The 18,749-nt window shown below is 53.0% G+C and carries 17 protein-coding genes; 11 read left to right on the plus strand and 6 right to left on the minus strand.

What is annotated here, in order from left to right:
- The 4 genes from ACPUC8_RS05485 to mntR form a co-directional block, all read right to left on the minus strand.
- Nucleotides 1-1,569 (minus strand): DHA2 family efflux MFS transporter permease subunit, encoded by a 1,569-nt coding sequence (locus ACPUC8_RS05485; protein WP_494925707.1) that lies wholly within the window; start codon nt 1,567-1,569, stop codon nt 1-3.
- Nucleotides 1,566-2,696, minus strand: coding sequence for an HlyD family secretion protein (locus ACPUC8_RS05490; RefSeq protein ID WP_494925708.1), 1,131 nt, complete (start codon nt 2,694-2,696; stop codon nt 1,566-1,568). The genes ACPUC8_RS05485 and ACPUC8_RS05490 overlap by 4 nt, the downstream gene beginning before the upstream one ends.
- A 187-nt stretch (nt 2,697-2,883) precedes the next feature.
- Nucleotides 2,884-3,993, minus strand: a complete 1,110-nt coding sequence (locus ACPUC8_RS05495) for an SLC13 family permease (RefSeq protein ID WP_494925709.1) — start codon at nt 3,991-3,993, stop codon at nt 2,884-2,886.
- Between the two features lie 21 nt (nt 3,994-4,014).
- Nucleotides 4,015-4,473, minus strand: a complete 459-nt coding sequence (gene mntR / locus ACPUC8_RS05500; protein ID WP_039336423.1) for a manganese-binding transcriptional regulator MntR — start codon at nt 4,471-4,473, stop codon at nt 4,015-4,017.
- Nucleotides 4,474-4,735: 262 nt separating this feature from the next.
- On the opposite strand from mntR, the gene ACPUC8_RS05505 reads away from it, so the two are divergent.
- The 4 genes from ACPUC8_RS05505 to ACPUC8_RS05520 all read left to right on the plus strand — a co-directional run bounded on the left by ACPUC8_RS05505 (nt 4,736) and on the right by ACPUC8_RS05520 (nt 9,017).
- Complete coding sequence (locus ACPUC8_RS05505) at nt 4,736-4,930, plus strand: hypothetical protein (protein WP_058972295.1); 195 nt, start codon at nt 4,736-4,738, stop codon at nt 4,928-4,930.
- 303 nt (nt 4,931-5,233) lie between these two features.
- On the plus strand, nt 5,234-5,962 hold the full coding sequence (locus ACPUC8_RS05510) for a gluconate 2-dehydrogenase subunit 3 family protein (RefSeq protein ID WP_039336428.1): 729 nt from the start codon (nt 5,234-5,236) through the stop codon (nt 5,960-5,962).
- On the plus strand, nt 5,962-7,740 hold the full coding sequence (locus ACPUC8_RS05515; RefSeq protein WP_039336430.1) for a GMC family oxidoreductase: 1,779 nt from the start codon (nt 5,962-5,964) through the stop codon (nt 7,738-7,740). The genes ACPUC8_RS05510 and ACPUC8_RS05515 overlap by 1 nt, the downstream gene beginning before the upstream one ends.
- 11 nt (nt 7,741-7,751) lie before the next feature.
- The gene (locus ACPUC8_RS05520) at nt 7,752-9,017 is read left to right on the plus strand and encodes a c-type cytochrome (protein WP_494925716.1); all 1,266 of its coding nucleotides are present in this window, start codon (nt 7,752-7,754) and stop codon (nt 9,015-9,017) included.
- Nucleotides 9,018-9,208: 191 nt separating this feature from the next.
- On the opposite strand, the gene ompX is transcribed toward ACPUC8_RS05520, so the two are convergent.
- On the minus strand, nt 9,209-9,721 hold the full coding sequence (gene ompX / locus ACPUC8_RS05525) for an outer membrane protein OmpX (protein ID WP_039336051.1): 513 nt from the start codon (nt 9,719-9,721) through the stop codon (nt 9,209-9,211).
- 378 nt (nt 9,722-10,099) lie between these two features.
- Between ompX and rhtA the strand changes: the two genes are divergently transcribed.
- From rhtA to ybiO, 6 genes are all read left to right on the plus strand, one after another.
- Nucleotides 10,100-11,008 carry a threonine/homoserine exporter RhtA gene (rhtA, locus tag ACPUC8_RS05530; protein ID WP_494925710.1) on the plus strand — a complete coding sequence of 303 codons (909 nt, stop codon included), beginning with the start codon at nt 10,100-10,102 and terminating at the stop codon, nt 11,006-11,008.
- Between the two features lie 295 nt (nt 11,009-11,303).
- Nucleotides 11,304-11,807 carry a DNA starvation/stationary phase protection protein Dps gene (gene dps, locus ACPUC8_RS05535; protein ID WP_039336045.1) on the plus strand — a complete coding sequence of 168 codons (504 nt, stop codon included), beginning with the start codon at nt 11,304-11,306 and terminating at the stop codon, nt 11,805-11,807.
- A gap of 317 nt (nt 11,808-12,124) precedes the next feature.
- On the plus strand, nt 12,125-12,871 hold the full coding sequence (glnH, locus tag ACPUC8_RS05540; protein WP_039336043.1) for a glutamine ABC transporter substrate-binding protein GlnH: 747 nt from the start codon (nt 12,125-12,127) through the stop codon (nt 12,869-12,871).
- Nucleotides 12,872-12,956: 85 nt separating this feature from the next.
- On the plus strand, nt 12,957-13,616 hold the full coding sequence (glnP, locus tag ACPUC8_RS05545; protein ID WP_039336041.1) for a glutamine ABC transporter permease GlnP: 660 nt from the start codon (nt 12,957-12,959) through the stop codon (nt 13,614-13,616).
- Nucleotides 13,613-14,335, plus strand: coding sequence for a glutamine ABC transporter ATP-binding protein GlnQ (gene glnQ, locus ACPUC8_RS05550; RefSeq protein ID WP_039336039.1), 723 nt, complete (start codon nt 13,613-13,615; stop codon nt 14,333-14,335). Before glnP ends, glnQ begins: the two co-directional genes overlap by 4 nt.
- Before the next feature lie 190 nt (nt 14,336-14,525).
- Nucleotides 14,526-16,760, plus strand: coding sequence for a mechanosensitive channel protein (gene ybiO / locus ACPUC8_RS05555; RefSeq protein ID WP_494925717.1), 2,235 nt, complete (start codon nt 14,526-14,528; stop codon nt 16,758-16,760).
- 52 nt (nt 16,761-16,812) lie between these two features.
- Here the strand turns inward: ybiO and rlmF are convergent, their stop codons facing one another.
- Nucleotides 16,813-17,745 carry a 23S rRNA (adenine(1618)-N(6))-methyltransferase RlmF gene (gene rlmF / locus ACPUC8_RS05560; RefSeq protein ID WP_058972304.1) on the minus strand — a complete coding sequence of 311 codons (933 nt, stop codon included), beginning with the start codon at nt 17,743-17,745 and terminating at the stop codon, nt 16,813-16,815.
- Nucleotides 17,746-17,988: 243 nt separating this feature from the next.
- Here rlmF and ACPUC8_RS05565 point away from each other — a divergent pair, with 243 nt between their 5' ends.
- Nucleotides 17,989-18,618, plus strand: coding sequence for a flavin reductase family protein (locus tag ACPUC8_RS05565; protein WP_039336034.1), 630 nt, complete (start codon nt 17,989-17,991; stop codon nt 18,616-18,618).
- Nucleotides 18,619-18,749 lie beyond the last annotated feature (131 nt).

The following is an 18,749-nucleotide window of genomic DNA, read 5'->3' on the forward strand; positions in this document are numbered from 1 at the left end:
CTAGTGTGCTCCTGCACTGCCTTCGCTCTTGATCGGCGAAAGCAACCAACAAAAAGGAATCAACAGCAGGGCCACGATACTCAGGCCCATAAAGACATCGATGTAAGCCAAAATACGCGCCTGGGCAATCATCTCTTTATACAGCTGCCCCGTGGCCAGCGTTAACGGATCGCCCACCGCCGTAGTGAAATCTCGGATCGCCTGCGCCCAATGCTGCAAGGTGAGATTGAACGGCTCATTGAGCGGGGTCATGTTATGGATCATGCTGGCCGAGCGCGCCTGCATTCGCTCGGTAATCCCCGCCGTGGCCAGTGAAATGCCAATCGATCCCGCCACGTTACGGAACATGGTAAACAGCGCCGCCGCATCCGCATTTAACCGCTGCGGCACGGTGATAAAGGCGATGGTGGTTAACGGCACAAACAGGAAACCGAGCCCGATGGACTGTGCACTGCGCATCATCACCAGCGTGGTGAAGTCCACATTTGGCGTCAGCGTGGTGGAATAGAAGAAGGCGCAGGCGAGGCAAGTGAAACCAAATGCGATGATGTAGCGCGTTTGCACAATCGGCATCAGCTTTAGCACCAGCGGAATGGTGAGCACGATCAACACCGCACCTGGAGAGAGCACCAGACCGGACCAGGTGGCGGTATAGCCCAGATCCTGCTGCGCCAGCTGAGGCAATACCACTGAACTGCCGTAGAGGATCATCGCCATTCCGGCCATCAGCAAACCCGCGACCCAGAAGTTGCGGTCCTTCATCACCGTAATATCCACCACCGGTTTGCGTGCATACAGCAGCCAGTAAACCGCACCCACAATACCAATGACTGCGAGCATGGCGAACAGACGAATAAAGTGCGAGGCGAACCAATCGGCATCCTCCCCGCGATCGAGGAACACCTGCAAACAGCCGAGGCCCAGCGTGATTAAACTAATGCCGATGTAGTCGATTTTCAGGCGACCTTTTTCCCATTTACGCTCCCATGGCGGATCTTCCAGCAGCTGATAAATCGCCAGCACCGTCAAAATCCCCACCGGGATGTTAATGAAGAACACCCAACGCCAGCTGTAGTTATCGGTGATCCAGCCGCCCAGCGTAGGGCCGATCACTGGCGCGACGATGATAGCAATGGAAGAGAGGCCAAACGCTTTCCCGCGATCTTCCGCCTTAAAGTAGTCCAGCAACACTGACTGTTGAACGGGCTGTAAACCGCCGCCGAAAAAGCCCTGTAACACTCGGAACAGAATGATCTGCCAGAGTTCGGTGGCGATGCCGCACAGGAACGAGCAAATGGTGAACATCACAATACAAATCAGGAAAAACGTTTTGCGACCAAACAGGCGGGTAAAGAAGGCAGAGATGGGCAGCACGATGCCGTTGGCGACCAAATAGGAAGTGAGCACCCACGTGGATTCGTCATAGCTGGAAGAGAGCGAGCCAGCAATATGTGGCAGCGCAACGTTAACGATAGTGGTGTCAAGGATCTCCATAAACACCGCCAGCGTCACCGTAATCGCGACCAGCCACGGATTGCTGGCCGGACGCCAGCTTTCGCTCGCACTCATTCTACCGTGACCTTGGGCTCAACCGACAGGCCAAGCGGCAACGGATGATTAGGGTCCAACCCTTTATCAATCACGATTTTCACCGGCACGCGCTGCACAATTTTCACATAGTTACCAGTGGCATTTTCCGCGGGGAAGGTCGAGAATCGCGATCCCGAGCCCATCTGAATACTGTCCACGTGCCCTTCCAGTTTCATATCTGGCCAGGCATCAATGCTGATATCCACTTTGTCACCTGGGTTCATGCGCGCCAGCTGGGACTCTTTAAAGTTGGCATTGATCCAGATATCCGGAGACACCAGAGAGAACAGCGCGGTGCCTGCCTGCACCAGGGTGCCAACCTGCACATTGCGTTTGGTGACGAAACCATCGTATGGCGCGCGCACTTCGGTATAAGAGAGGTTCAATACAGCGGTATTGAGCTGCGCCTGTGCCTGCTCAACCTGTTGCTGACGGGCCTCCACGTTGGTTTCCTGCTGGCGAATTTGCAGCTGGACCTGAGAAGCGACCTCCACTTGTGCTTTAGCACTCTGTAATTGTGCTTCAGCAGAACGCAGTTGAGCGGCAGCGGTATCAATATTGCGCTGTGAGGTGGCGCGTGGATCCACGCCGCGCTGGCGTCGATAATCCGCCTGAGCATTCAGTAGATTAGCCTGCGCTTTGGCTTGATCGGCTAACGCCTGATCGCGCTGAGCCGGGTATTGCACCCGAGAAAGCGCCAGCTGCGCCTGGGCTTGATGGAGTTGCGCCTTGGCCAGCCCCAGCTGAGCTTGCGCCTGATCGCGCTGGGCAGCATTATCGCGAGGATCAATCTCTACCAGCAAATCGCCCTTCTTCACCCGCTGATTATCGTTCACCAGCAGTTTGACCACAAAACCGGCAGCTTTAGGCGCGATGGTAACCGCATCACCTTCGGTGAAAGCATCATCTGTGGTTTCAATGTTGCGGGTGGAGAACCAGAACCACAATCCCACCAGCAGCATGATGACCACCACAATGGCGAGAATAATCAGTGGCTTTTTGCCGGGGCGTTTACGTTGCGGTTCGTTGTTGTCTTGATTACTGTCTAAAGCGTGCTGCGCATCCTGCTGCTCGCGAGCGGGCGGCTGATTTTGATTATCACTCATAGGTTATCATCGCTGGCTGTGATCCCGATCCACGGGCAAAAACGGTCAACTTAACCTTAGATCGAAAATTGACAAATTCCAGTACAACTTTACAGAAGCCAACAAAACACGCATTTATTGCTACTCACTGCGATAACGCGCTGAAAAATCAACGCGTCAGCCCGGTTATCAGCACAATAATGCCGGTTTAACTTAGCCATTGAAGCAGCAGCCAGCCCCACAGCATCGACCACGCCAGCATCGGTAAAGAAAACAGATGGAAACGCCACCAGACGCGTGCATCCTGTGCCATCCGCAGCGCGATGAGATTGGCCAACGAACCCGGCAACAGACCGAAACCACCAATGTTTACCGCCCAGGCGAACACATCGGATGGCGGCACTTTCTGTAACAGCAAAATGGTCGCCGGAACGTTACTGATCACCTGCGACAGGCCAATCGCCAGCAGATATAACCCACCCTCTCCCAACTGACTGATAGCAGCGAAATGCGGTTGCAGTAACGGCAGATGCATCAATAAAAAGACATCGATAAACATCGCCACAAACACCAGTAGCAGGCTCCAATCGATACTGGCTAAGACCTTACGTGCCATCACTAAAAAGCAGGCGGCGACCAGCAGCAACGCCCAGCCCGTCATTTTCAATTCCAGGGCCACGATAAACACCACATAGAGCATCACGCTGACGAAAAACAGCGGCTTCTGCCACTGATGCGCAGCGCTTTGTGCATGCTTTTCAATAAGCCGGGCGGGGAAACTCCACCAGGTGAGCGCCATTAAGGTGATCATTAAAAACGCAGCCAGCGGAGCCATTTGCAGCATGAACCCCGACACACTTAAAGTACCGTGACTCCACAGCAAAATATTCTGCGGATTGCCGACTGGCGTCAGCAGCGATCCCGCATTCACGGCGAGCGCCTCAAAAATAATCAGGCGGGAAATCGGTAAGCGTGAAAATTTACGCAGCGTCAATGTCAGCGGCACCAAAATAAACAGTGCGACATCATTGGTCAAAAAGGTGGAGAGTAACGCGGCCGCACACACCATAAACAGCGCCAGCGTGCGCTCATGCTGAAAGCGCTGAATCAGGCGTGCACCAAGCACATCAAAGTAGCCGCTGTTCTCCAGCCCTTTGGTTAGCATCAATAAACCGGTGAGCGTCATGATGGTGTGCCAGTCAACAGCGGCTGGCAGTTGCGGCCAGCGAAAATCGGCAAGCGGCAACAGCACCACACCCAACAGCAACAACAAATGCAAAATACGATCACGCATTAAGGAACGAAGCACGGTGGGCATGATGGCGAAAAGCCTTGTAGGTTAGCGACTCTCGTAAAACTGCTTGAAAACGGCCAGGGTTTCATCACTGACGTGATGCTCAAGACCTTCAGAATCTCGGCGGGCGGTTTCCGGGCTGACACCCAGAGCCAACAGAAAGGTTTCAACAATATGGTGGCGAACGCGGCTCGCTTCGGCCAGCTTCTCACCTTCCGCAGTGAGGAATACACCGCGATACGGCACCTGTTCAACCAAACCGGTGGTGCCCAGACGCTTCAGCATTTTGGCTACCGTAGGTTGAGAAACGCCTAAACGTGCAGCCATATCCACCTGACGGGCTTCACCAAATTCACGAATCAAATCAGAGATTAACTCGACGTAGTCATCAATAAGTTCACGTCGATGCGCTTCGCGCACCTGGCGAAATCCTTCGACATGCTCCTCGATATCTTTAAGCGGCCCCTGGGGCGTATTGTTAGCGCTCTTTGCACGACGACTCATTCAGCTTCCTCTTTATTATCTGCCGCACTTTAACTGCGGTGCGGGCCTGGCTGCGCTCATTGTAAACCAGGCACAAATAAGCACAAATTTTTCCTAAATAGTGTTGGCTAAAGAGTATAGCCAGTGCTATCTTTGTTCGTAATGTAAGCGAATAGCTTATTAAGGAGGCAAAGATGAACGAACCCTATCTGCTGCTCCTTTTCCTGCTGTTTATTGCAGGCTTATGCTTACTGTTACGATGTCATTCTTTCGGGAGGTAAACATGACCACCATGAAAAACTGCCTCGACTGCGGCAAATGCTTCCAGGCTGAACAAAGCAAACCGGCTTTTGAACTGAAGTCATTGCTGTGCCTCTTCAGCCGTTCACCGTTTGCACTGCGTCTGATGCTGATTGAAAAGCTGACGGGCAAACAGCTGGTTGAGCGCCCCTGCCCGAATTTAATCTGGCGCGGTTAACGCCGGTTTAAATCTCCTCTTGGGATCCGTTTTCATACGGATCCTCTGCACGATCTCACATTTTGTTACCTTTTTAGTCCCACTCTTTCTATTGTTATTGAACGAAAGCTATACCCCCATTTCTTCTATGGCTGAATCGCTTCAGGTTGTACACCCCTCTTTTCTTCAACATTGCTTAAACGGTTAGGCTGCTAACATTTAGCTTGCAACCTATTGTGACAGCTGATTAATCTCCTCATAACAAAAAATTACATACTTATAACAAAACTAACCCAGGGTGGGTTTTCTTAAGGAAGATCAGCAATGTCACTAAAAAAGCCTGAAGAGCAACCATCGGGCCGGAGACGATTTTTGCAAAAATCGCTCTCGCTCATTCCTCTCGCCGCCGCAGCCAGTACCGGTGTGGTGTCACTCTCCTCCCCCGCTGCCGACAAACCGCAAGGTGTGTTATCAGACTATGTTCCTGCCTACTTCAATGACAAAGAGTGGAAATTCCTGCTCGCCGCGTTGGATCGCCTGATCCCCGCCGATGCCAATGGCCCCGGTGCCGTGAGCGAAGGCGTACAGGTGTTTATTGATAAGCAAATGGAACTGCCCTACGGCTATGGACGCCTGTGGTACATGCAAGGCCCGTTTGCCGATGCCATCCCAGAGATGGGTTACCAGTCGCATTTAGTCCCACGCGATACCTATCGTTTAGGGATTGCGATGGCTGACCAACATTGTCAGCAGCAGTATCAGAAGGATTTTTATCAGCTGGAAACCGCGCAGCAGGAAGAGGTATTGCGCGCGCTGGAAGCCGACAAACTGCGTAACGATGCCATTCACGGCAAGCTGTTTTTCGAGCAACTGCTGGAGAACGCCAAAGAGGGTTATCTCGCCGATCCGATTCACGGCGGCAACCAGACGCTGGCCTCGTGGAAAATGATTGGTTTTCCCGGTGCACGTGCGGACTTCGTCGATACCGTACAACAGCCGAATAAACCCTATCCGCTTGGCCCAGTCAGTATTTCCAGCAAAAGGAGCGTGTAATGGCAGCAGTAAAAAAAGCGCCCGTCGATGTCGTGATCGTCGGGTTTGGCTGGACCGGCTCGCTGATGGCGATGGAACTGGCCAGCTCTGGTTTGAATATTGTGGCACTGGAACGCGGCGAAAATCGCGATACCTACCCTGACTTCTCTTATCCGCGCATCGCGGATGAACTCACTTACGGCATTCGTCTAAAACTGTTCCAGAATGCCTCGAAAGAGACGGTCACGGTACGCCACACCACCCAGGAAACCGCGCTGCCTTATCGCCGCTTTGGTTCTTTCCTGCCCGGTGATGGTGTGGGCGGTGCAGGCACCCACTGGAATGGCCAGCTGTGGCGTCCCCTGGAAGCCGATCTGAAAATGCGCAGCACCGTGATTGAAAAATACGGCGCGGATTTCATCCCTAAAGACATGACGGTGCAGGATTATCCGTTCACCTATGATGAAATGGAGCCGTACTTCGACAAGTTCGAAAAAATCTGCGGCGCGGCCGGTCAGGTGGGTAACCTGAAGGGTGAGAAAGTCGAAGGCGGTAACCCTTTTGAATCCCCGCGTAAAAATGGCTACCCGACCAAACCGCTGGAAACACTGTATGCCGGCGAGCTGTTCTCCAAAGCAGTGAAACAGCTGGGATATCATCCCTTCGAATGCCCGGCGGCCAACTGTACCGAAGCCTGGACCAACCCTTACAACGTACAACTTGGCGTCTGTAACTACTGCGGTTACTGCGAACGCTTTGGCTGCTTCAACTACTCTAAGGGTTCACCACAGAGCTGCGTCATCCCCGCGCTCAAACCCTTTAGCAATTTCGAGCTGCGCACTCAGGCACACGTGATTCGCGTGAATACCGACAGCAGTGGCAAGAAAGCCACGGGCGTCACCTATATCGATGCGCAGGGCAATGAAGTGGAACAACCGGCCGACCTGGTGATCCTCAGCGCCTTCCAGCTGCATAATGTAAGACTGCTGCTGTTGTCGAAAATCGGCAAGCCTTACGATCCGCAAACCGGTGACGGTGTGGTGGGCAGAAACTACGCCTATCAGATGACCGGTGGCATCAAGCTGTTCTATGACAACGACAACTGGTTCAATCCGTTTGCCGCGACCGGCGCTACTTCAACCGTGATCGACGATTTCAACGCCGAGAACTTTGACCACAGTAAAGTCGGCTTTGTCGGCGGTGCCACCATCTCCGCCGCCTTCTCTGGTGGTCGCCCGATTCAGCAGATGGGCATTCCTAAAGATGCGCCACGCTGGGGCTCAGGCTGGAAGCAGGCCATCAAAGATAACTATCTGCACAACATGAACGTCGGTTCATCCGGCTCCGTGATGCCTTACAAGCAGTGCTATCTCGATCTTGACCCCACCTACCGTGATATCTACGGTCAGCCTCTGCTGCGCATGACGTTCGACTGGCAGCAAAACGAACTGAAGATGACCAACTTCATCAAGGATAAAGCGGAAGAGATCGTCAAGGTGATGAATCCGAAGCACTACGAAGTGGGATTCAAGACACTCAACAGCCATTACGATGTGCGTCCTTATCAATCCACGCACACCACGGGTGGTGCGGTAATGGGTGACGATCCGCGTACCAGCGTGGTGAACAAATATCTGCAGAGTTGGGATGTGCCGAATCTGTTTGTGACCGGTGCCTGCTGCTTCCCGCAAAACCTGGCGTACAACCCCACCGGGATTGTGTGTGCCACCGCACTGTTCGCGGCGGATGCGATTCGCAGCCGCTACCTTGCTAACCCCGGCCCGCTGGTTCAGGCCTGATAAGGAGCGTCATAGTGAAATTTTCCGCACTTTTTCTCGCTCTGAGCGGCGCGCTGGTAAGCCATGCGGCATTGGCGGCCAGTGAAGCTTCGGTTAAACAGGGTGAATATCTGGCGAAAGCGGGCGATTGCGCTGCCTGCCACACAGCGGCGGGCGGTCAGCCGTTCGCCGGTGGACTCAAAATGAGCACGCCGATTGGCGCGATTTACTCGACTAACATCACCCCCGATAAAACCCACGGCATTGGTGACTATAGCTACGACGATTTCGTAAAAGCGGTGCGTGGCGGCGTGGCGAAAGATGGCAGCTCGCTCTATCCGGCGATGCCGTTCCCGTCCTATGCCAAAATCAGCGACAGCGATATGCACGCTTTGTATGACTACTTTATGCAAGGCGTTAAACCGGTTAGCCAGGAGAATCACAAAAGTGATATCCCCTGGCCACTGAGCATGCGTTGGCCGCTGGCGATCTGGCGCTGGACCTTTGCCGATGACAGCACCTATGCACCGGTGGCGGGCAAATCGGAACAGTGGCAGCGCGGTGCTTATCTGGTGCAGGGGCTGGGTCACTGTGGATCCTGCCACACGCCGCGCGGCATCGGTTTCCAGGAAAAAGCCATGGATGAGAGTGGTAAAGGCTATCTGACCGGCGGCACGCTGGAAGGCTGGCACGCACCGGATCTTACCGCCAGCCCAGCCGCAGGACTTGGCAGCTGGTCGCAGCAGGATATCGCCACCTTCCTGAAAACGGGTGCCAATAAACAGGGTGCTGCGTTTGGTTCAATGACCGATGTCATCGCACACAGTACGCAATACCTCAGTGATGAGGATCTGAATGCGATTGCTGTTTACCTGAATTCACTGCCTGCTGCAGATGAAACCGCAGCTCCGCAGGCCAGCGATGCCACGGCACAAGCGCTGTTTAAAGGGGATGTCAGCCAACCTGGCGCACAGGTGTATGTTGATAACTGTGCTGCCTGTCACCGCACCGATGGCAAAGGCTATGCCAGTACCTTCCCGGCGCTGGCGCACAATCCCGCCTTGCTGAGTGAGGACCCGTCTTCGGTGATCAGTGTGATTCTAAAAGGAGGCCAACGTGCGATTACGCAGCAGGCGCCGACCGGTTTCACGATGCCTGATTTCGCCTGGCGTCTTGATGATCAGCAGGTCGCTGATGTCGCGAACTTCATCCGCAACGGATGGGGCAATAAAGCGGCACCGGTAACGGCTGACCAGGTCAAAAAGATCCGCGCGACACTGCCTCCCGCCAAACAGTAGGCATAAAAAAACGGCCCGCATTGGGCCGTTTCTTGTGCAACTCTGGTCTATACCCAAAATAATTCGAGTTTCAGGAAGGCGGCAAGTGCATGAATCCTCAGGAGCTTACTGAAGTAAGTGACTGAGGTGAATGCACGTAGCCAACGCACCTGCAACTTGAAGGATGAAGGATGAAGGGTATAAGTAAAAACTTAGAAGCTGTAACCCACGCCAGCAATCCAGGTGCCCACGTCTACGCTGCGGATACGGCTCTGCTCGTAACCAACATCCAGAGCAACGTTCTGGATTGGGTTGAACTGCATACCTGCGCCGTAAGAGAAGCCGTAGTCGCTGGTGTCAGATTTAGACTGTGCAGCAGCGTCGTTTGCCTGGTATTTGCCGTAGCCGATACCGACAACACCGTAGATGCTTGCCCAGTCGTTCAGACGGTAAGCAGGACCACCGGTGATACCGTAGTACTGGCCTTTGTTGTACACGCCAGCGTCAGTACGGTCTTTCTCGGTGTAGGTGAAAGAACCGATCCAACCCAGTGGGTTAGTACCGTCTTCGTAACGGTATTTCAGGTTGAAGCCGTTTGCTTTGTTAGCAACACCTTGATAATCGCTCTGCGCGTAGCCAGCAGAAACGGTGCTCTGTGCCATGGCTGAACCAGCAGAAACTGCCAGTACGCAAGCCAGTGCTGAAAGACATGCAATTTTTTTCATAACCACCTCAAATGTGAATATACTTCTCTCCTGACAACGCTAAAAATATAACAAAAATCAGCCAGAAACTCTGCCCCGTATTTGTTGTCTAACAGATTGTTTGGTGTAACAGAAAGTTAATGAAGTTTCGTATGTCATTCATTTTACTTATAAAAACCTTCATATTTCTGCAATCTAATTTCGGGTCACAAATAATACCTTTAAGTATATTCCTAAAAAAACCTGACATTTCTTTACTGAAATGGCCCTGAAAGTGGTTACTTTTCATCCCGTCGCGATATTTTATTTCCCTGATGTGCGCCTCCTTATTTACTCTGAATTCCTTTAAACTGGCGTTTTGTTACTTTGTTGTTAATCACTACAGGAATGGATTACAGGATGTCTGCGCCTCTGACCAACCCCAAAATGGCTCCGGTATGGTTCCCGATTGCCGTACTGCTTATCGCTATGCTTTCACTGCAAGGTGGTGCCTCACTTGCCAAATCGTTGTTCCCCACCGTGGGAGCACCCGGCATCACCGCGCTACGTCTGGGACTGGGCACCCTGATTCTCTGCATCATCTTTAAGCCCTGGCGCCTGCATTTTACGCGTGCTCAACGCAAGCCGCTATTAATGTATGGGCTGGCGCTGGGGTGCATGAACTACCTTTTCTATTTGTCCATCCGCACCGTGCCGCTTGGTGTGGCGGTTGGCCTCGAATTTCTTGGCCCGTTAACGCTGGCACTGGCGGGCGCACGCCGGCCTCTGGATTTTCTCTGGGTGTTGCTGGCGGTGACAGGGTTGTGGTTCTTGCTGCCGATTGGCGATGGCATCAGTCACATCGATCCGCTGGGTGCACTGCTCGCGGTGGGCGCCGGTGCTTGTTGGGCCGTCTATATCCTGGCGGGCCAACGCGCTGGCGCAGAACATGGCCCGGCCACCGTGGCAATGGGATCGTTGATCGCCTCGATCATCTTTGTGCCACTCGGCCTGACCTTTGCCGCACCGGGCATCTGGCACTGGGAAATACTCCCGCTAGCCTTGATCATCGCCCTGCTTTCCAGCGCCATACCCTATTCTCTGGAGATGATGGCGCTGACGCGACTGCCTGCACGTATCTTTGGCACCCTGATGAGCCTGGAACCGGCAATGGCCGCCCTCTCTGGCATGCTCTTCCTCGGTGAACTGCTGACCTTAAAGCAGTGGATCGCCTTACTGGCGATTATTGCCGCTTCGGCGGGTTCGACACTCACCATGAAACAAAAGCGAGCCAAAATAAACGAAGTGGATATAAACAACCCGCAGTAAATAACGTCTTTATTCAGCCTGAAACATTCAGGCTGAATAAATAAGCATTCTCATTCAATTCCTTTCATTCATTACCCTGCATTTGTTATTATTTTGCAACATCACTGAAAGATAATTAACATCAATATCAACTTATTGTTATTTAAAGGATTAGTCCAAAAAAGATAAAACCCTGCGCAACATTAAGGTTTATCTATTCCTGTCATCGGTTTAAACAATCCAGCACAACTAAAAACTGCTGCTATACTTATTCCCGTGCTTGATTAGGACAACCATCAATTAGAGGATATTAATGATGAGTACCGCAAAACTGGTTAAAACTAAATCGTCTGATCTCATTTACACCCGTAATGATGTTGCTGATAGCGATAAGAAAGCGACCATCGAGGTGCTCAACCGTCTGGTAGTGGAATATATTGATCTGTCGCTGATCACCAAACAGGCGCACTGGAATATGCGTGGCGCCAACTTTATAGCCGTGCATGAGATGCTGGATGGCTTCCGCACCGCGATTGCCGATCACCAGGACACCATCGCCGAGCGTGTGGTGCAGTTGGGTGGCGTCGCCTTAGGTACTACCCAGATCGTCAACGATAAAACGCCACTGAAAAGCTATCCGCTAAATATTCATAGCGTGCAAGATCACCTGAAAGCGTTGGCCGACCGTTACGCAATTGTGGCTAACGATACGCGTAAGGCGATTAGCGAAGTCAGCGATGAAGATACCGCTGATATCTTTACTGCCGCATCGCGCGATCTGGATAAGTTCTTGTGGTTCATCGAATCCAACATTGAATAACGTATAACATTAAAGGCGGGTTATCCCGCCTTTTTTACATTTGTAACATCATGGTGCTTTTTTTGACGCCGTTAACAATTTCTTAATCCTGCCTTTCCCTTGCTATGCCCTTGGTGCACACTGTGCCCGCACCACAACAGCACAATGCACCATATTGGTGACCCAAATAGGTGCAAACTTTTCATCGTATGCAAAATCGCTTCAGCACGGCCCTGCATCCTGCTGATTTCGATAAAAATGAAAAGTTGGCATACTTTTTTCATATGATACGCCGTACAGCAGGCCATCAGGTCTGAAGGGTAATAAGGAAAATAATGATGAAGTCTTTGATTAAAGTCTCCGTGGCCGCGCTGGCGCTGGCCTTCTCGCTTTCTTCCACTGCAGCAGATAAGAAACTGGTTGTCGCCACTGACACCGCATTCGTGCCGTTTGAATTCAAACAAGGCAACGATTATGTCGGCTTCGATATCGACCTGTGGGCCGCTATCGCTAAAGAGCTGAAGCTGGATTACACCCTGAAGCCAATGGACTTCAGCGGTATTATCCCAGCCCTGCAAACCAAAAACGTTGACGTGGCACTGGCCGGTATCACCATCACACCTGAGCGTCAGAAGGCCATCGACTTCTCAGACGGCTACTATAAAAGTGGTCTGCTGGTGATGGTGCGTGAAAATGAAAACAACATTAAAGGTATTGACGATCTGAACGGCAAAGTGGTTGCAGTGAAGAGCGGTACCGGTTCTGTTGATTACGCGAAAGCACACATCAAATCGAAAGATCTGCGTCAGTTCCCGAACATCGACAACGCCTACATGGAATTAGGCACCAACCGTGCTGATGCCGTGCTGCATGACACACCAAACATCCTGTACTTCATCCATACTGCAGGTAAAGGTCGCTTTAAAGCGGTTGGCGAATCAATCGAAGCTCAGCAGTACGGTATCGCCCTGCCGAAGGGCAGTGATGAGCTGCGTAACCAGATCAATGGCGCGTTGAAAACCCTGCGCGACAACGGCACTTACAATACTATTTATAAAAAATGGTTCGGCAGCGAACCAAAATAATTCCGGCTTAAGCCGATTTTTGTAGCAGGGAGCTTATTCTCCCTGCTTTTTATATTTCCACTGCAACTGATTCTGGAGTGACACCATGGAGTTTGACTGGAGCGTCATTTGGCCTGCCCTGCCGATTTTGATCCAAGGCGCCAAAATGACCCTGATAATTTCCGTACTCGGCCTGGTCGGCGGATTGATTATCGGCCTGGTGGCCGGTTTCGCCCGCGCATATGGCGGCTGGGTGACCAACAACCTCGCGTTGGTCTTTATCGAACTGATTCGCGGCACGCCTATCGTGGTGCAGGTGATGTTTATCTACTTCGCGCTGCCGATGGCTTTCCCGGATTTGCGTATCGATCCGTTCACCGCCGCGGTGGTGACCATCATGATTAACTCCGGTGCCTATATCGCGGAAATTACGCGTGGTGCGGTGCTGTCGATCAACAAAGGTTTCCGTGAAGCGGGCCTGGCGCTGGGCTTATCACGTCGTGAAACCCTGCGCTACGTCATCATGCCTTTAGCGCTGCGTCGTATGCTGCCACCGCTGGGCAACCAGTGGATTGTGAGTATCAAAGATACCTCGCTGTTTATCGTGATTGGTGTGGCGGAACTGACCCGTCAGGGCCAGGAGATCATCGCCGGAAACTTCCGCGCGCTGGAGATCTGGAGTGCTGTTGCCATCATCTATCTGGTTATTACGCTGGTGTTGAGCTTTGTGCTGCGCCGTATTGAGAAAAGGGTGAAAATCCTGTGATTGAATTTAAAAACGTCTCTAAAAACTTCGGCCAGACTCAGGTTCTGCACGACATCAATCTGAAGATTAATCAGGGTGAAGTGGTGGTGATTATCGGGCCATCAGGCTCGGGTAAATCGACCCTGCTGCGCTGCATCAACAAGCTGGAAGAGATCACCACCGGTGACCTGATTGTTGATGGTATGAAGGTCAACGATCCTAAAGTCGACGAGCGCCTGATCCGTCAGGAAGCTGGCATGGTGTTCCAGCAGTTCCATCTGTTCCCACAGATGAGTGCGCTGGATAACGTCGCCTTCGGTCCTATTCGCGTTCGCGGTGCCAAGAAAGACGCTGCGCAAAAGCTGGCACGTGAACTGCTGGGCAAAGTAGGCCTGGCTGAGCGTGCACACCACTTCCCGGCTGAGCTGTCCGGTGGACAGCAGCAGCGCGTGGCGATTGCCCGTGCTCTGGCAGTGAAACCGAAGATGATGCTGTTTGATGAGCCGACCTCTGCCCTCGATCCCGAACTGCGCCATGAAGTGCTCAAGGTTATGCAGGATCTGGCGGAAGAAGGCATGACCATGGTCATCGTGACGCACGAAGTCGGTTTCGCACAGAAAGTGGCTTCACGTCTGATCTTTATCGACAAAGGCACCATCGCTGAAGATGGCAACCCGGATGAGTTGATTACCAACCCACCGAGCGATCGTCTGCGCGAGTTCCTGCAGCACGTTTCCTGATAACGATGCAGTAAGTAAAAAGCCGCATCAGCTTAGCTGTGCGGCTTTTTTATTATCTTTGGGTGTTGTTAGATAATTTTCCTTTCAGAATCTTCACCTTCCATTGCTGACTATACTTTTTCTCTGGTGCCGCTGAGCGTTGTTCAAGGAGAAAGTCATGTCGTTTGCCCACCCATTATGGCGCTTCGCCATGTGGATGCTGCTCTGTCTGTTCCTCATGCCTGCCGCCAACGCGGTCAATCTGCCGCAGGCGGCCGTTGCGGCTCAACAAACGCAACCCCCCGCAGCCAGCAACACGGCTAACAGCGAACCCACCATTGAAGATAAAAAAGCCGCCTATGCCGCACTGGCTAATATTCTGGAAGACAGCACTTCCCGCCAGGAGCTGATTGATCAGTTGCGCCAGGCTGCCAACAGTAAAGCAGTGGACGAGCAGCCGGTACTGGCACCGCCGCAGGCCGATCAGGAAGATCCCACTGTGCTGGAGAGTGTCACCAACGTGACGCGTGAATATGGCGGCGCAGTGGCCTCACAGTTTGTTCAATTGCATGACAACATTGTGAATGCGCCGCATAAGGCGTTTAACCAGCAGACCTTTTTTAATGCGCTGAAGTATTTTGTTGGGCTGGCCGCTGCCGTGTTTGCCTTCTACTGGCTGACTCGGCTGTTGATGTACCCGATTTGGCAACGCATGGGCCGCTGGGGACGTAATCACAATCTTGAACGCAGCAAATGGCTGCATCTGCCTGCCACCATTGCATCTGCGTTTATCCTCGATTTACTGCTTCTGGCATTGACGCTGTTTATCGGCCAGATCATCAGTGATAACTACCACAACAACAACCGCACCATTGCCTATCAGCAAGGGCTGTTTCTGAATGCGTTTGCCCTGATTGAATTTTTCAAAGCGGTGCTGCGCCTGATTTTCTGCCCCCGCTTCCCTACCCTGCGTTTCTTCCATCTTTCCGATGCTCGCGCCGCCTACTGGAATACGCGCCTGAGCTGGTTGAGCGGCATCATTGGTTACGGACTGTTGGTAGTGGTACCGATTGTCTCTAACCAGGTGAATATGCAGGTCGGCGCGCTGGTGAATGTGCTGATCATGTGCATCATGACCGGTTGGGCGCTGTGGTTGATTTTCCGCAACAAACGCAATATCCATGATGAGTTGGCGCGCCTGGCCGATCGCAGCATGAGCTTCTTTGCCCTGTTCATTCGCGCCTTCGGTATGGTGTGGCACTGGCTGGCGAGTGCTTACTTTATTGCCCTGTTCCTGTTCTCTATTTTCAATCCTGGCGACAGCCTGAAATTTATGATGTCTGCCACGGTGCGCAGTATGGCGATCATTGTCATCGCCGCGCTGATCTCTGGCATGTTGACGCGCTGGATTGGTAAGACCCTGACGCTGTCGCCCGACCTGCGCCGCAATTATCCTGAGTTGCAAAAACGGGTGAATGACTGGGTAAAAGCGCTGCTAAAACTGGCTCGCGTCATTACCGTGTTTGCCACTCTGCTGCTCTTACTGAACGCCTGGAATCTGTTCGATCTCACACACTGGCTGACCTACGGTGCCGGGCAGAAGATGGTTGATGTGCTGATCCGCATCGTGATGATCCTGCTGCTCTCCGCCATTGGCTGGACGTTACTCGCCAGCTTGATTGAGAGCCGCCTGGCCTCAGATTCTCACGGTCGCCCGATGCCCAGTGCGCGTACGCGCACACTGCTGACGCTGTTCCGAAACGCGCTGGCCGTGGTAATCAGCACCATCACCATTATGATCTTGCTGTCTGAAGTGGGGGTGAATATTGCGCCGCTGCTGGCGGGGGCCGGTGCGTTGGGGCTGGCGGTGTCATTCGGTTCCCAGACGCTGGTGAAGGATATTATCACCGGCATCTTTATTCAGTTTGAGAACGGCATGAATACCGGCGATTTAGTGACGATTGGGCCGATTACCGGCACGGTAGAACGCATGTCCATTCGCTCGGTTGGCGTGCGCCAGGATACCGGTGCCTATCACATCATTCCGTGGTCTTCGATCACCACCTTCGCCAACTTTGTACGCGGCATCGGCTCCTTTGTAGCGAACTATGATGTGGACCGTAGTGAGGATACCGAGCGTGTTAACGCCACGCTGCAAGCGGCAGTGAAAGATTTACTGGATAACCCAGATATTCGCGGCATGGTGATCGGCGAACCGAGCTTTTCAGGCTTAGTTGGTTTGACCAATCAGTCTTTTACCGTGCGCGTGTCGTTTACCACCCAACCGTTGAAACAGTGGACGGTGCGGTTTGCGCTGGATGATAAAGTGAAGAAGCATTTTGATGCGGCGGGGATTAGAGCGCCGCATCAAACGGTAGAGGTGATGCAAACCGGCAGTGATGTGGCCTCTGCTGCCAGTGTGCCTGCGCTGCCGCCACCGATGTAGCAACGGACGTTATTTGGCGAGCTTAACTCCCCAACACCCCGTTGCCGCTCGACTAACCGTGGCGTGCTATGCGTTTCGCGCGAGCCGCTGGCGGCAGGAAGGTCCAGGCAATAAAGCGACTCTGTTTCTGCCCTTGCGCCATCTCGATGATACGTACTTCGTACGCATCAAGATCGCGCAGTTGGTCGCGCAGCGCTGGCAGGTTCTCTTTGCGCGAAACCAGTGAGGTGAACCAGACAATGTGGTCAGCGAAGGCGACACTTTCATCGATCATCTGGCCGACGAATTGACGTTCGCCCCCTTCACACCACAACTCGTTATGCTGGCCACCAAAGTTGAGCGGCGCGTTTTTCCCTAAGCCAAGGTTGCGCGTTTTACGCTGGCCAACCATCGCCGCTTCCTGCGCTGAGGCGTGGAAAGGGGGATTACACAGCACCGCGTGATAGCGTTCGTTTTTATGCACCACTCCGGCAAAAATTGCCGAGGCATTTTTCTGGCGGCGCAGACGCACACCGCGCTGCAGACCCGGATTACTCGCGACAATCTGGTTGGCGGCAGTAATTGCTTCGGCGGTGATGTCAGTACCGGTAAAACGCCAACCGTACTCGGCGTGACCAATCAACGGATAGATCAGGTTGGCACCGCAACCGATATCCATGATATCTAAATCGCGCGGAATTTTGCCGCCATTATCGCCTGCCAGCAGGTCGGCTAAGGCGTGAATATAGTCAGCACGACCCGGCACCGGCGGGGTGAGATAGCCTTCCGGCAACTGCCAGTTGAGGTTGTAGAACAGCTTAATCAGCGCCTGGTTCAGCAGCATAACCGCTTCAGGATCGGCGAAATCCACCGACAGATCGCCATAGCCGTTGGGACGCACTTTTACCGCCAGCGGCGGATGGGCTGCGGTCAGAGCGGCAAAATCATAACGGCCCTGATGGCGATTACGCGGATGGAATGGCGAGGTAGCGGCTGGCTTGTTCATAGTTTCTCCGGAAAGTAGCGCGGGCGTAAGATACGCTGGATGGCGGCATCGCACAATCCGCCTACAAGATTTTCTGCATTGAATTTAAACCTACTATCCCAAAACTGAGTCCAAAAGAATTCGTGCTACAGCAAGGCGGCAAGTGTGAGTATCCCAGGCGCTTACAGATTTCAGTGACTGGCGTGCGCACGCGCAGCCAACGCCGCTGTCGTACGAAGTATGAAGGACGAATCAGGAGCGCTAATGCGGCAACGTTACACTTATCAACCACGAAGCGGGCATGGCTTGCCGCACGACCCTTTGAACGCCATTGTCGGACCGCGCCCTATTGGTTGGGTCAGTTCCCTTAGCGCGAGCGGCCAACGCAATCTGGCCCCCTATAGCTTCTTTAACTGCTTTAACTATCATCCGCCTATCATCGGTTTCGCCAGCAGCGGCTGGAAAGACAGCGTACGCAATATCAGTGAGAGCAAAGAGTTTGTCTGGAATCTGGCGACGCGCCCGCTGGCGGAAGCGATGAACGAGAGTTCCGCGTCCGTCCCACCTGAACAGGATGAGTTTGCGCTGGCGGGATTAACCCCCCTCGCCGCCTCACATGTGAATGTCAGTATGGTGGCTGAGAGCCCGGTGAATTTTGAGTGCCGTTTAACCCAGCTGATTCGTCTGCAAGATGTGCAGGGAACCGAGCTGGAGAGTTGGTTGGTATTGGGCGAAGTGGTGGCGATTCACATTGATGAGTCACTGTTGGAGAACGGTATTTACCAGACGGCTAAGGCGCAACCGATTCTGCGTGCCGGTGGCCCCTCGGCTTATTACGGCATCAGTGAAGATCTGCGCTTTGATTTAGTCCGGCCAGATGCCCGCCGGGGATAAACCCATTGAATAAGTATGCTGGTGCGCATTAAGGTACAACCGGGCACATGGGTAACAGATCAGACCGGGCACATAGGTAACACTTTTGTGCTCAGTCGATTCGAATAATACTTTTTTCTGCCCGGTCATAA

It is taken from the genome of Pantoea sp. CFCC18177, assembly GCF_059412425.1.

Coding starts and splice junctions, on each gene's coding strand:
- ACPUC8_RS05485 (WP_494925707.1), bottom strand. CDS start 1,569: ATGAGTGCGAGCGAAAGCTGGCGTCCGGCCAGCAATCCGTGGCTGGTC.
- ACPUC8_RS05565 (WP_039336034.1), top strand. CDS start 17,989: ATGCGGCAACGTTACACTTATCAACCACGAAGCGGGCATGGCTTGCCG.
- ybiO (WP_494925717.1), top strand. CDS start 14,526: ATGTGGATGCTGCTCTGTCTGTTCCTCATGCCTGCCGCCAACGCGGTC.
- ACPUC8_RS05495 (WP_494925709.1), bottom strand. CDS start 3,993: ATGCCCACCGTGCTTCGTTCCTTAATGCGTGATCGTATTTTGCATTTG.
- ACPUC8_RS05490 (WP_494925708.1), bottom strand. CDS start 2,696: ATGAGTGATAATCAAAATCAGCCGCCCGCTCGCGAGCAGCAGGATGCG.
- ACPUC8_RS05505 (WP_058972295.1), top strand. CDS start 4,736: ATGACCACCATGAAAAACTGCCTCGACTGCGGCAAATGCTTCCAGGCT.
- ompX (WP_039336051.1), bottom strand. CDS start 9,721: ATGAAAAAAATTGCATGTCTTTCAGCACTGGCTTGCGTACTGGCAGTT.
- ACPUC8_RS05515 (WP_039336430.1), top strand. CDS start 5,962: ATGGCAGCAGTAAAAAAAGCGCCCGTCGATGTCGTGATCGTCGGGTTT.
- dps (WP_039336045.1), top strand. CDS start 11,304: ATGAGTACCGCAAAACTGGTTAAAACTAAATCGTCTGATCTCATTTAC.
- rhtA (WP_494925710.1), top strand. CDS start 10,100: ATGTCTGCGCCTCTGACCAACCCCAAAATGGCTCCGGTATGGTTCCCG.
- glnP (WP_039336041.1), top strand. CDS start 12,957: ATGGAGTTTGACTGGAGCGTCATTTGGCCTGCCCTGCCGATTTTGATC.
- rlmF (WP_058972304.1), bottom strand. CDS start 17,745: ATGAACAAGCCAGCCGCTACCTCGCCATTCCATCCGCGTAATCGCCAT.
- mntR (WP_039336423.1), bottom strand. CDS start 4,473: ATGAGTCGTCGTGCAAAGAGCGCTAACAATACGCCCCAGGGGCCGCTT.
- glnH (WP_039336043.1), top strand. CDS start 12,125: ATGAAGTCTTTGATTAAAGTCTCCGTGGCCGCGCTGGCGCTGGCCTTC.
- ACPUC8_RS05510 (WP_039336428.1), top strand. CDS start 5,234: ATGTCACTAAAAAAGCCTGAAGAGCAACCATCGGGCCGGAGACGATTT.